Genomic DNA, 13,127 nt, shown 5'->3' on the forward strand with positions numbered 1-13,127 from the left:
AGGGTCCTCCGATGTTTGGGTCGGATAAGATTGAGGTCGGGAAAGGAGCCTCCGCGGGGTTCGCGACGGCTCTTCAGGAAGGCGGCAGGAAGGTGATGGCTGTTAACAGAAAGCGTGGGTTGGGGGTAGGCGCCGTACTTCTTTCCGCAACCTGTTTTGCGTTGACTTCGATCTTGCTGAAAATTGCGTTGCACCTCGGGCTCACTCCCCTGGCGGCCCTCGCGCTCCAGTCCTGGCTGGCTTCGGTTCTCCTGTTGGTTTACGGCCTGATCTTCCGGCGGGACATTTTCCGGCTCTCAGGGCCTAAGACCTTGGCAGTATTGGCTTTGCAGGGGATCGTCGGGAGCTTGGGCACCAGTATCCTTTATACGTATGCTCTTGTCTATCTTCCGGTGTCGGTGGCTATTTTGCTGCTTTATCTCTACCCCGCTTTTGTATTGGCAGCCGGGGTGCTTTTCTGGCGTAAGAAAGCCGGAGTCAAGGAGATTGCCGCCCTGCTGCTGACGCTGGCGGGTACGATTCTGGCCAGCGGCGTCTTGGCCGGAGCGCAGCACGTGTCTGTTTTGGGAGTCATATTTGGATTCGCCTCCGCCTTGGCCTATACGCTCTTTAACCTGGTCGGAGAGGTGGCGCTGACCCACCTGTCGCCCTTGGCAACCATGAGTTTTTCCCAATGGTTTAGTTCTCTTGGGCTTGTGTTAGCCCTGAGAGGCGGTTGGACGGCGATACTGTGGCATGACTACAGGATTCTCGGAGTGGGGCTTGCCTTGGCAACCGTGGCCTCGATTTTTCCTTTTTATTTCTTGTTGGTGGGAATTAAGCATATCGGTTCCGATCAGGCTGCCATCCTGAGCACGTTTGAACTGCCTATGACCTTTATCATGGCGGAGCTTTTCCTCAGAGAGGTTCCGGACTGGAATCAGTGGAGCGGCGGGTTTCTTGTCTTGGCGGGGATCATCCTCGTGAATTGGCGGGGCTTTCCGGGCGAGCTGAGAGACGGGTAGACCCCGTGACATATCAACACAATATCTTAATATCGATGATGTCAATGTCGATGCCAATGTCTTATGCTAATGTCAATTATCAATTTGGAGGCCAATGCTGATGATATCCAAGGCTATGGAAAGAATTTTTATTCATAACGGGAAGATCAAGACGATGACGGGGAAAGAGTTTACTGGGAGTCTTCTGATTGAAGGAGAGAAAATTGCGGCTCTCGGCGAGCATCTGCAAGTTCCGGCCGGAGTTGTGGTGATTGAGGCCAAGGGACGTTGGGTTCTTCCGGGTTTTATTGATGCCCATTGCCACGTGGGGATCGGGGAGGAAGTCTATCGGGTGGAAGGGGATGATCTCAACGAGATGACGGACCCTTTGACACCGGAATTGCGGGCGATCGACGGGATCAATCCGGAGGACGAAGGGTTTCGGGATGCCCGTTTGGGCGGTGTCACCACCGTGTTTACCGGACCGGGCAGCGGGAATGTCATCGGTGGGACGGGCGTCGTCATGAAAACCGCGGGCAGGGTCGTCGATAAAATGGTAATCCGGGATCCGGCCGGGTTAAAGGTGGCTTTCGGGGAAAATCCGAAAGGGGTCTACGGCGAGCAGAAAAAAATGCCGATGACCCGCATGGGCACGGCTGCCTTGCTCAGACAGGCTTTGGTGGATGCCGAGACCTACCGGGAGAAACTGGAGCAGGGCAAGAGCGACGCCGAGAAAAAGCCCGAGCGCGACCTCGGTTTGGAGACTCTGGTAAAAGTGCTGAATAGGCAAATCCCGCTCAGGGCTCATGCCCATCGTGCGGACGACATCATGACGGCCATCCGGATCGCGCGGGAATTTGGCCTGGACTTGGTCGTTGAGCATTGTACGGAAGGGCATAAAATCGCCGAGGAATTGGCGGAATACGGTTATCCGGCCGTGGTGGGGCCTTCATTGATTAACCGGGCGAAAGTGGAACTGAAAGACAAAACGTTTAAGACGGTCGGAATTTTGGCTAAGGCAGGCGTTAAGGTCGCTTTGATGACGGATCATTCCGTCACACCGATCGAGGAACTTCCCCTCTGTGCCGCATTGGCTATGAAAGAGGGTCTGCCCGAGGAGGAGGCTTTTAGGGCCATCACCGTTAACCCCGCCGCAATTTTGGGAGTGTCCGGTCGGGTCGGCACTCTGGAACCCGGTAAAGATGCGGATGTAGTCATCTGGAGCGGGCATCCTTTTGCCCTTTTGTCCCGCCCGGATTATGTTTTTATTAACGGGGCAATGGTTAAACCGGAAACAAGGGCCCCCGGGGAAGAAAGGTGACATCCGCTTGCCCTCTCTCACCCCCTCCGGGGAAAGAGAGACCTCGACCGCCGGCGGGAAAGGCCGGTAGGCCGCCTGACTCCGGTTTGGAAGGTTCGGACGCGGGAAAAGCGGGTACAATAAAGAGGTGCTTGTTTGGGGGTTGGGATATGGAATGGCACTATACGAGCTATAGCCCAGAGGATACGCGGAAATTGGGTCTGGCCCTGGGCCGGGTTTTGAGGGGCGGGGATGTCGTGTGTTTGCGCGGAGGCCTTGGAGCGGGAAAAACCGCTCTGGCCCAGGGGATAGGCGAGGGTTTGGGCCTTGAGGTTCCGGTGACCAGCCCTACGTTTACCCTTATCCAGGAATACAACGATTGTATCGCTGAGGATAGGCGGAAACGAAACCGGCGTGAAAATGAGGGTGAGGATCGGATCGAAGCACGAAGTGAACTCGTTCAACTAAAGTTGAACATCGAAACTTCGGTGGGGGAACCACTCCCACTTGCAGAAGTGGGAGTCTCACGGTTGGATGAAGACCGGAGCGAGAATTTTAAGGTCGTCCATATGGACTTTTACCGTTTAACGCAGCCCCAGGAAGCCGAAGTAATTGGGGTCAGCGATTTTTTTCAGGAGGATATACTGGTTTTGATTGAATGGCCGGATATTATTGAAGATATTCTGCCGGCGGAGCGCCTGGACATCCGGATTGAGGGCGACGGTGAAGAGCCGCGCCGTTTTACCCTGAGCGCTGACTCGGAGGAGTGGGTCGGGCGTTGGCAGGATCTGCGCGGAGGCATCTATGAAGTATCTGGCAATTGATACAACGACCAAGGTTAGCGGTCTGGCTTTGGCGGAAGACGGCCGGTTGGTGGGGGAAGGTTTTTTGCATACCGCCAAGACGCATTCGGAGCGGCTGGTACCTCTTTTGGACCAACTGTTGCGGGCGGCTGGCTGGGGTTTGCGGGATCTGAATTTCATAGGCGTCGTTCGGGGACCGGGGTCGTTTACAGGTATCCGGATCGGGATTGCGTCCGCCCAGGGTCTGGCCGGGGTGCTCAAGCTTCCGCTGCTCGGAGTCTTGTCCTTGGATGCTTTGGCTTGGGCGGGTTGGGGGAGGAAGGAAGAGATTGTTCCCATCCTGGATGCCCGCAAAAATGAATGGTATGCCGCCAGATACCGTTGGCTGGCAGACGGACGGTTGAAGGCTCTGAGTCCGCCCCGAGCCGTTTCCCCCGCTGTTTTAGTCGGCGAATTAAAAGGTATGGACGGGCCTTTTGTTTTTGTCGGAGACGCCGTGGAAAAATATTGTGACTTTGTTTGCCGGGAGCTGGGGGAACAGGCGATCCTTTTGCCTGATTATCTGGGCTTGCCCCGCGGGGCTTTTGCGGCTCAAGCCTTGTGGCAGAAGTGGCGGGAAAATCCACGGACGCGGGGGGGAGGAATCCCCGGGGAAGACGAGGAGCGGGTGGAGCCTTATTATATCCGTCTATCCGAAGCGGAAGTGAATTGGGCGCGCAGGCATGGAGGCGGCGGGGATGGCTGAACGCGGGATGAGGAATTCAGGAACGGATCCTAGGGAAACGGATTCTTACAGGAGAGGCGGGGAGAAGGCGGAGGAGAGTAGCGAGAAGGGCATTGTGCGTCCCATGCGCATAGAGGACTTGGGGTCGGTCATAGCGATTGAACAGGTATCCTTTCCCACTCCGTGGTCGATTCATTCTTTCGCTACGGAATTGCGCGATAACGAATATGCTCGTTATCATTGCCTGGAGGTAGGCGGTCTGGTTATTGGGTATATGGGCTTGTGGTTTATTCTGGATGAGGGGCATATTACGAACGTGGCGATTATGCCGGGTCACAGAGGCAGGCATTGGGGAGAGTTTCTCATGCGCTCGGTGATGAGCAAGATGGCTATGGAAGGAATGGAACGCATGACCTTGGAAGTCAGGGTTTCGAATGACCCCGCGCGCCGGCTCTACGAACGCTTGGGCTTCAAAGTCGCAGGCCGGCGCAAGGGCTATTATGTCGATACCCGGGAAGACGCCCTCATTATGTGGCTGGAGCTCTAAACAGAGGTCGGAAGCCAGAGGCCAGAAATCGGAGGTCAGAAGCCAGAGGGAGTTTACAGCGTGGAGCGGAGGCAAGGTCGGTGTCATACGGAGAAATAAAACAGTCGGATGCGGGTCTCTTGATCTTGGGCATTGAAACCAGCTGTGATGAGACAGCAGCCGCGGTTCTGAAAAATGGGACGGAATTACTTAGCCATGTCATCTCCTCCCAGATCACCACCCATCAGAAGTACGGGGGGGTGGTGCCGGAAATCGCCTCGCGGGAACACCTTCTCCATTTTCAACAGGTGGTGGAAAAGGCGATGGCGGGGGCAAAGGTTGACTACGGAGATCTGGCTGCCATAGCGGTGACTTACGGTCCGGGTTTAGTCGGTTCGCTGTTGGTCGGTGTGGCTGGGGCTAAAGCGATCGCTTATGCAGCCGGAGTTCCTCTCATCGGTGTCAACCACCTGGAGGCGCACATCTATGCCAACTTCCTCGTGCACCCGCACTTGGTTTTCCCTTGCCTGGCTCTGCTGGTATCGGGGGGACACACCCATCTTATCCTCCTCCGTGGGCATGGCGATTATGAGGTTCTGGGCCGGACTCGGGACGACGCGGCAGGGGAGGCCCTCGATAAAGTGGCCCGTACGCTGGGGTTGGGTTATCCTGGCGGACCGCAGGTGCAGAAGGCGGCGGCGGCGGGGAATGCGGCTGCCTTTGATTTTCCCAGGGCCATGCTTGAACCCGGAAGCCTGGATTTCAGTTTCAGCGGCATGAAGTCCGCTGTCTTGAACGCGCTCAACACAGCCCGAATGAAGGGCATAAACCTAGGCGTTCCGGATTTGGCGGCTTCGTTTCAACAGGCTGTTGTCGATGTCTTGGTGCGTAAAACCTTACTGGCTGTTGAGCAGACTGGGGTTACGCATGTCCTGCTGGCGGGAGGGGTCGCGGCCAATGATCTGTTACGCAAAACGCTGACCCAGGAACTGAAGGAGCGGGAGGGGCGGCTTTTCTTTCCGCCCCCGCACCTCTGCACAGATAATGGCGCCATGGTGGCTTCGGCCGGTTATCATCGTTATCTGGCCCGGGATTTCGCTCCCTGGACGCTCAATGCCGTGCCGGGGCTGAACTTGACTTAAGAGTCGGTTAAGAAATTCCTGCAGGATTTGACAGCATTTTCCGTGCTGGCGGGGGGATGCTTGTTCGGTGGATATTCGTTTCTGTGGACAATGTGGGTAAGTCTGTTTATAAGTGCAGGGGGCGGGTTTGCGAAGCCGCCGACCGGGGTGAAAAAATCACGGACTTATCCACAGGTTCTGTGCATAAGGTGGATAAGTCAGCCGGAAGGCTTAAAAACGGACTTTACTCTGGGGACAATTTTGTGACTTAAGCGGGGATAAAAAAACAGGGACTTGGTCCGGATGGGAACACTAGGTTAAGAAACCCGGGTGCAGGGGCGCGAAGGACAAGATTCAGCGGGGAGATGAGGCGAAAAGAAGCGGAGTTTTTCACCTCTGCCGCGGAGTATATGCATGTATGGGCTTGTTTTGGGCCTTGCGGGCATGTATTGCTCGCAGAAAAAGGAGGGCTCGCTTTGGTTCCGGTCTTGGTTTTTCTTCTCCTCGGGGTACTCTGCGGCTGGAAGGCTTGGTTACCCCGTCGTATTTTGTACCAAAGTTCGCGAATGGTAACACTGGGGGTTTTCTTCCTGTTGCTAACCATGGGCATTCGTATCGGTGCAGACAGGACCATCTTAGGGCGGCTGGGTTCCTATGGCTTTCAGGCTTTCCTCTTCGCCGTCAGCACGGTCTTGGCCAGTTTGGTTTTGGTCAGCGGGTTTGAACGCCTGTCAGGCCGGAGGTGGGTTCACCGCTCAGAGGCGAAAGTGGGCGGCAGTCAAGTTCTGTCCGAAGATATGATCGAAGCGGCACCCCCAGGAGGGGTAAAAAGCCCCAAAGAAACGAGTCAACCCGTGCGGGAAGCGGGAGGGAAAAAAATTAGGGGTGAGTGCAACCGCGCACGGGAGAACCGGCCTGAGCCCGATGCCGAGGCCGAGAAAAAGCCGCTGCGCATGATCGGGTTGATCCTGGCGGCTCTTGCGGCCGGCATCTTGGTCGGTCTCAGCCATCTTGTCCACGGATTGGAACAATACTTGACGGGTTTGACCGACGGAGCCCTCTATTTCACCTTATTCTCGGTCGGTCTTGATTTGGGTGGCAGCAAGGAGCTTTGGCGAGAGGTCCGCAGTTTAGGGTGGTACGTCTTATTGGCTCCTCTGGGGGTGGCGGCGGCCAGCGTCGGAGCCGGGATGCTGATGGGCAAACTCTTGGGCTGGACTTGGCGGGAAGGCGGAGCCGTGGGGGCGGGTTTCGGTTGGTACAGCCTTTCCGGGGTGCTCATTACTCAGCTGGACTCGGTGGCCTTAGGGACCGTCGCTTTTCTGGCCAATGTTTTCCGGGAACTACTCTCTATTCTCCTGCTCCCGCTGCTCGCCCGCCGCATGGGGGTTCTCTCCTTGGTCGCTCCGGGCGGGGCCACGACCATGGACACGACTTTGCCCGTTATTGCGGCAGTGGGACCGCCCGAGGTGGTCGTCATAGCGCTTGTCAACGGAATTACTCTGTCCGCACTGGTGCCCGTCCTGGTTCCGCTGCTGTTGGGGAAATAAGTCCTGGCCAAATGCTACCAAAGTCTGACATCGTTGCCCGAACATCCTGGAAGGGAGGAGCGCTTTTTCGGCCGGGTGCCTTGCCCAGCCGCGTTCATCAAGGAGGTTCCGAATATTTTTGTTGGGCAAAAAGTTTCTTCCGGCGGCAGGATTTAGGGGTTATTGATCGAATATTTTTACTGTAAGCCAAGTTTGGCGCTGTTCACGTATGAAGTTTTTTAATCTGCCTGGCAAATGTTCGCAGTCAAAAAAAGGTGAAAAAAGATGAGGAGATTTTGTGCCAATGGACCGCAAGAAGGAAGTGCGCACTCTGGCCCTAAACCGGCGGGCCGCTTTGTCTGAAAATGAGCGCCGTCTCAAGAGCCGGCAGATCCAAAGTCTGGTCGCGGCTTTGCCGGAATATAAGCAAGCGCGAACCGTCATGCTCTTTCTTAATTTCCGGGATGAAGCGGAAACGACAGGCTTGGCGGCGCAGACGCTGGCGGAGGGCAAGGGCCTGGTGCTTCCTCGCTGCGCTCCGGGGGGCCTTTTGATTCCCGCGTTTATTCACGACCTGGATCAAGATGTCGAGCCGGGAACCTGGGGGATCAGAGAACCGAAGAAGGACTGCCTGAGGGAGGCGAATCCGGAAAGCGTGGATTTCGTGCTGGTACCGGGAGCGGCTTTTGATCGGCAAGGCAACCGTCTCGGTTATGGCGGCGGATATTATGATCGGTTTTTTGCGCGTTTGCGTCCCATGGCAGCGAGGGTGGCGATCGGTTTTGCGGTTCAAGTGCTGCCCGAGGTGCCGGTTGACGAACACGATCAAAAAATAGATATTTTGGTGACTGAGGAAGGGGTGGAGCGTTTTCACAAAACCCGGTAAGGCCGTGGGCCTTTGCGGAAAAAGATAGGGGAGGGATTGTGTTTGTGTGATGTGTGTCAGGATCTGGTCGATCCGAAGGAGACGAAATTGGCGGAGCTTTTGGCCGGTTACGCGGGGCAGAAAGGAGCCTTGATTCCGGTCTTGCAGAAAGCTCAAGAAATTTACGGTTATCTGCCGGCTGACGTGCTCAGACGTGTCGGGCGGGGGCTTAAAATTCCAGTAGCCAGGGTTTACGGTGTGGCGACTTTTTACGCGCAGTTCCGTCTGACTCCCATGGGGCGAAATGTTTTGCGAGTTTGCTTAGGAACTGCCTGCCATGTGCGGGGCGGGGCCAAAGTCCTGGAGACGATTGAACAGGAATTGGGTGTGAAGGACGGCGGTACGACTGAAGACCAACGCTTTACCCTGGAGATTGTCGCTTGCATCGGAGCCTGCGGCTTGGCTCCCACGATGATGATTAACGACCAGGTTCATGGGCGCCTGACGCCGGACAAAGTTGGCGGTATTCTCGCCCAATACGAGTGAGGGAAAGGGGATGGAGACGATGAAGACACTGTTGGACCCCTGCTGTGAGCGCTGTACACATACCCCTGAAACCCCTTGCCGCGACTATATCCGTTGCTTGACGGCAGGACCATTGTGCCATGATGATCCCGGGTGCCGGGCAAAAAGGTCTGGGCTTCTGGCCGAACTGCGCCCGACCCAAGGGTCGGAAGAGGGTCAGCAAATTTTGGTATGTGCCGGAACGGGTTGTGCCTCATCGGGTGCGCATAAGGTTGTGTCAGCCCTGGAGGGGGAGCTTCAGCGACAGGGCCTTGACAGTGAGGTCAAGGTGGTGGCCACGGGTTGCCATGGATTTTGCGAGCAGGGGCCGACTTTGATTATCGAGCCCGCGCATACGGTTTATACTTTGGTCAAACAGGGTGATGTGGCGGAAATTGTACAGAAGGAATTCAAAGAAAAGCAAAGGGTGGAAAACCTGCTCTATCAAGATCCTTTGACGGGACAGTCAGCCGCGACCTTTGCAAACATTCGTTTCTTTGCCCAGCAAACGCGGGTGGTTCTCGGCAACTGCGGGTTCATCAATCCGGAAAGAATTGAAGAATATATAGCCCATGACGGCTATCAGGGAATTGCTAAGGCTTTGCAGGAGATGTCTTCGGATCAGGTCATCGAGGAGGTCAAGGCGTCCGGCCTGCGGGGACGGGGCGGAGCCGGTTTTCCGACAGGATTAAAGTGGAGCTTTTGCCGCCAGTCTGCGGGCGAAAAGAAGTATATCATCTGCAATGCGGATGAAGGGGATCCCGGGGCGTTCATGGACCGGGGCGTTTTGGAAGGGGACCCGCACGCGGTTATTGAGGGTATGCTGATAGGTGCTTACGCGATTGGTGCGGACGAAGGATACGTCTATTGCCGGGCGGAGTATCCGCTGGCGATAAAGCATATGGAAATTGCCATTCGCCAAGCGGAGGCAGCGGGGCTCTTGGGGAACAACATTCTTGACTCCGGTTTCAATTTTCATCTGTCGATCCGGGCCGGGGCAGGAGCTTTCGTCTGCGGGGAAGAGACCGCCCTAATGGCTTCCATCGAAGGGAAGCGGGGAATGCCTAAGGTTCGCCCGCCGTTTCCGGCGCAGAGCGGTCTTTGGGGCAAACCGACCAATATCAACAATGTCGAAACCTGGGCCAATGTTCCCCACATTCTCAGGCGCGGAGCCGCTTGGTATGCCCAGTACGGGACAGAAAAGAGCAAAGGCACCAAGATTTTTGCTTTGACCGGCAAGGTGAACAACACAGGTTTAGTTGAAGTTCCCATGGGGATGAGCCTGAGAAAGATCATCTTCGACATCGGCGGTGGGATTCAAAACGGCAAGAAATTTAAAGCGGTCCAGATCGGCGGTCCCTCAGGCGGTTGCCTGCCGGACGAGATGTTGGATTTACCGGTGGACTATGACACTTTGACCCGGGCCGGAGCCATGGTGGGTTCCGGAGGTTTGGTCGTCATGGATGAGACGACGTGTATGGTTGACATCGCGCGTTTCTTCTTGAACTTTTCACAGTCTGAGTCCTGCGGGAAGTGTACGCCTTGCCGGGAAGGAACCAAGCGCATGTGGGAGATACTGGATCGGATTACGAAAGGGGAAGGCAAAGAAGAAGATCTCGACACACTGGAACATTTAGCCCATGTGGTTAAAGAAACTTCTCTTTGCGGGTTAGGGCAGAACGCGCCGAATCCGGTACTGTCTACTTTGAAATATTTCCGGGATGAGTTTGAAGCGCATATTCGCGACAAAACTTGTCCGGCCCATGTCTGTGCGGCTTTACTGACCTATACGATCGATGCGGAAAAGTGCAAGAAATGCGGCTTGTGCGCGCGAGCCTGTCCGGCCGCTTGCATCAGCGGGGACAAAAAAACTCCCTACGTGATCGACACGGAAAAATGCATTAAATGTGGCACCTGCTTGGATACCTGTAAATTCGGCGCGGTGGTGCGCGCCTAGCGGGTCCTGGTTTTGAGAAAGGAGCGAAATCGTGTGGAATGGATCACACTGACGATTGACGGGCGCAGCGTAAGTGTCCCGAAAGGGACCACTGTTTTGCAAGCCTGCCGGATGAACAATATACCGATTCCCACTCTGTGTCATGATCCGGAACTGACAGCCACCGGATCCTGCCGCCTTTGTATTGTGGAAATAGAGGGCATGCGCAACCTCCCTCCCTCCTGCGTGACGCAAGCCACGCAAGGTATGGTGGTGCGTACCCGGACCGAAAAAGTGCGGGAAGCGCGTAAAACCATTTTGGAACTGCTGGTAGCCAATCATCCGCTGGATTGTATGACCTGTCAGAAGATGGGATCCTGTGATCTGGCTAAATATGCCTATGAATACCAGGTGACCGGGGAGGCGTTCTCCGGGGGCGAGCGTCGGCAGCTGCCCATCGATGACAGCAATCCTTTTATTCTTAGAGATCCCAATAAATGCATTCTCTGCGGCAAGTGTATCCGGGCTTGTGAAGAGGTGCAGGGCCGCAGTGTTCTGGATTTCTCCTACCGCGGCTTCAATACTCAAGTGGGTCCGGCCTTCAATCTGCCCTATGCGGAGTCGGAGTGCGTTTTCTGCGGTTCCTGTGTTTCCGTCTGCCCGGTCGGGGCCTTGACGGAAAAAGAAATGGTGGGTCAAGGGCGTCCCTGGGAAGTGAAAAAAGTCCAGACGACTTGTCCCTTCTGCGGGACGGGCTGCAACTTCGATCTCAATGTCAAAGACGGAAAAGTCATCGGCGTGACATCCAATCCCGAGGCCCCGGTCAACGGGCGCGCCCTCTGTGTCAAGGGCCGTTTCGGCATGGACATGATCCACAGCCCGAACCGTTTGACGACACCGCTCATTAAGAAAGACGGGGAGTTCGTTGAGGCCAGTTGGGACGAGGCTTTGAGTCTGGTGGCGGAAAAACTGGGAGAGATCAAGGCCCAGTACGGAGCAGACTCCATTGCGGCTCTCAGTTCGGCTCGCTGCACCAACGAAGAAAATTATCTGATGCAAAAGTTCATGCGCGCGGTGATTGGCACCAATAACGTCGATCACTGCGCCCGGACCTGACACGCTCCCACAGTGGCCGGTCTGGCCATTACGTTTGGTTCGGGAGCGATGACGAACTCCATCAACGAGATTCCCCATTCAGAAGTTCTCTTTGTGATCGGCTCGAATACCACGGAAGCGCATCCGGTCATCGGGGCCAAAATGAAACAAGCGGTGGCCAACGGCGCCAAGCTGATCGTTATTGACCCGCGGCGCATCGAGTTGGCGGAGATGGCGGATGTCTGGCTTCGGCTGCGCCCCGGTACGGATATTGCCTTGGTGAACGGGATCATGAACATTATTCTCAGCCATGGTTGGGAAGACAAGGAGTTCATCGCCGAGCGCACGGAGGAGTTCGAGAAGTTCCGTGAGCAAGTGCAGAAATTCCCGCCCGAAGTGGTCAGTAAACTCACCGGAGTGCCCGTTGAAGAGATGCTGGAGGCCGCGCGCATTTACGCCACAGCCGAACGGGCCCAGATCTTTTACACTTTGGGGATCACCGAGCATACCTGCGGTACGGACAATGTCATGACCTTGGCCAATCTGGCCATGCTTACGGGCAATGTCGGCAAGGAGAATTCCGGGGTCAATCCCCTGCGCGGGCAGAACAATGTGCAGGGGGCCTGTGATATGGGGGCGCTGCCTAACACATTCCCCGGTTACCAGAATGTTACCAGTCCCACTGTCCGGGCCAAGTTTGAAGAGGCCTGGCACGTACCCCTCAATCCCAAGCCCGGTTTCATGATTCCGGATATGTTTGAAGCCGCCATCAGTAAAGATTTAAGGGCGATGTATATCATGGGTGAGGATCCGGTTCTGACTGACGCGGATGCCAACCATGTGCGCCAAGGCTTGGAAACGCTTGACTTCTTGGTCGTCCAGAATATTTTCCTCTCCGAAACGGCGAAACTGGCCGATGTGGTTCTGCCGGGAGCCAGTTTTGCGGAAAAAAGCGGGACTTTCACCAACACCGAGCGCCGGGTACAGATGGTCAATCAGGCGATAGAACCTCTGGGCCAGGCGCGGACGGACTGGGAAATTCTCTGCGAGTTGGCGGGGCGCCTCGGATACGCTTTCGATTATGAGTCCCCGGCCGAGATCATGGCGGAAATAGCTTCCCTGACACCCCAATATGCCGGGATCAGCTTCGAGCGCTTGGGTACCCAGGGCCTGCAGTGGCCGGTTCCCACGGCGGAACATCCGGGCACAAAGTTCCTGCACGAAGGAAAATTCTCCCGCGGCAAAGGGCTCTTTATGCCGATCGAGTACCAGCTTCCGGACGAACTTCCGGACGATGAGTATCCGCTCCTTCTCGGCACGGGGCGCAAGCTTTCCCATTACAATGTGATGACGCGCAACTCGGCAGCCCTGGAGAGCTATTCGCCGGAAGAACTGGCGGAGATGAGCCCGCAAGATGCCGAGCGGCTGGGAATCAAAGACGGTGAAAGGGTCAAAGTCGCGTCCAGGCGGGGCGAGCTGGAGACGCGGGTTCAGGTCACGGACCGGGTTCCCCCCGGTATGCTCTGGATGACGTTGCATTACAAAGAGTCACCGGTTAACGTGCTTACTAACGGCGCTTACGATAAAGTCGCGAAAACTTACGAGTACAAAGTGTGTGGAGTCAAGGTCCGGAAGCTGTAATCCGGACACATTGTCAAGGGCACTCTTCCAGCCGGAGGAG

At 55.9% G+C, this 13,127-nt stretch carries 11 protein-coding genes; all 11 read left to right on the plus strand.

Annotation, left to right across the window (positions count from 1 at the left end):
• Nucleotides 1-11 precede the first annotated feature (11 nt).
• Nucleotides 12-1,004: a DMT family transporter gene (locus MNU25_RS06595; RefSeq protein ID WP_240984346.1), complete on the plus strand. Its 993-nt coding sequence runs from the start codon at nucleotides 12-14 to the stop codon at nucleotides 1,002-1,004.
• A gap of 100 nt (nucleotides 1,005-1,104) precedes the next feature.
• The gene (locus MNU25_RS06600) at nucleotides 1,105-2,304 is read left to right on the plus strand and encodes an amidohydrolase (protein WP_240984347.1); all 1,200 of its coding nucleotides are present in this window, start codon (nucleotides 1,105-1,107) and stop codon (nucleotides 2,302-2,304) included.
• Between the two features lie 149 nt (nucleotides 2,305-2,453).
• Nucleotides 2,454-3,107 (plus strand): tRNA (adenosine(37)-N6)-threonylcarbamoyltransferase complex ATPase subunit type 1 TsaE, encoded by a 654-nt coding sequence (gene tsaE, locus MNU25_RS20270; RefSeq protein WP_306425016.1) that lies wholly within the window; start codon nucleotides 2,454-2,456, stop codon nucleotides 3,105-3,107.
• Nucleotides 3,088-3,831: a tRNA (adenosine(37)-N6)-threonylcarbamoyltransferase complex dimerization subunit type 1 TsaB gene (tsaB, locus tag MNU25_RS06615; protein WP_240984348.1), complete on the plus strand. Its 744-nt coding sequence runs from the start codon at nucleotides 3,088-3,090 to the stop codon at nucleotides 3,829-3,831. The genes tsaE and tsaB overlap by 20 nt, the downstream gene beginning before the upstream one ends.
• Before the next feature lie 103 nt (nucleotides 3,832-3,934).
• A complete protein-coding gene (gene rimI / locus MNU25_RS06620; RefSeq protein ID WP_240986755.1) occupies nucleotides 3,935-4,357 on the plus strand; it encodes a ribosomal protein S18-alanine N-acetyltransferase in 423 nt (140 codons plus the stop codon).
• 80 nt (nucleotides 4,358-4,437) lie between these two features.
• Nucleotides 4,438-5,478: a tRNA (adenosine(37)-N6)-threonylcarbamoyltransferase complex transferase subunit TsaD gene (gene tsaD, locus MNU25_RS06625; RefSeq protein WP_240984349.1), complete on the plus strand. Its 1,041-nt coding sequence runs from the start codon at nucleotides 4,438-4,440 to the stop codon at nucleotides 5,476-5,478.
• Nucleotides 5,479-5,933: 455 nt separating this feature from the next.
• Nucleotides 5,934-7,007, plus strand: coding sequence for a LysO family transporter (locus MNU25_RS06630; RefSeq protein WP_240984350.1), 1,074 nt, complete (start codon nucleotides 5,934-5,936; stop codon nucleotides 7,005-7,007).
• A gap of 283 nt (nucleotides 7,008-7,290) precedes the next feature.
• Nucleotides 7,291-7,872: a 5-formyltetrahydrofolate cyclo-ligase gene (locus tag MNU25_RS06635; RefSeq protein WP_240984351.1), complete on the plus strand. Its 582-nt coding sequence runs from the start codon at nucleotides 7,291-7,293 to the stop codon at nucleotides 7,870-7,872.
• 42 nt (nucleotides 7,873-7,914) lie between these two features.
• Nucleotides 7,915-8,397 (plus strand): NADH-quinone oxidoreductase subunit NuoE, encoded by a 483-nt coding sequence (gene nuoE / locus MNU25_RS06640; protein WP_240984352.1) that lies wholly within the window; start codon nucleotides 7,915-7,917, stop codon nucleotides 8,395-8,397.
• A 19-nt stretch (nucleotides 8,398-8,416) separates the two neighbouring features.
• A complete protein-coding gene (nuoF, locus tag MNU25_RS06645) occupies nucleotides 8,417-10,372 on the plus strand; it encodes an NADH-quinone oxidoreductase subunit NuoF (RefSeq protein ID WP_240984353.1) in 1,956 nt (651 codons plus the stop codon).
• 33 nt (nucleotides 10,373-10,405) lie between these two features.
• Nucleotides 10,406-13,087 carry a formate dehydrogenase subunit alpha gene (fdhF, locus tag MNU25_RS06650; protein ID WP_240984354.1) on the plus strand — a complete coding sequence of 894 codons (2,682 nt, stop codon included), beginning with the start codon at nucleotides 10,406-10,408 and terminating at the stop codon, nucleotides 13,085-13,087.
• The last annotated feature ends 40 nt before the right edge of the window (nucleotides 13,088-13,127 follow it).

Source organism: Acididesulfobacillus acetoxydans, assembly GCF_902729405.1.
Taxonomy (GTDB): Bacteria; Bacillota; Desulfitobacteriia; order Desulfitobacteriales; family Desulfitobacteriaceae; genus Acididesulfobacillus; species Acididesulfobacillus acetoxydans.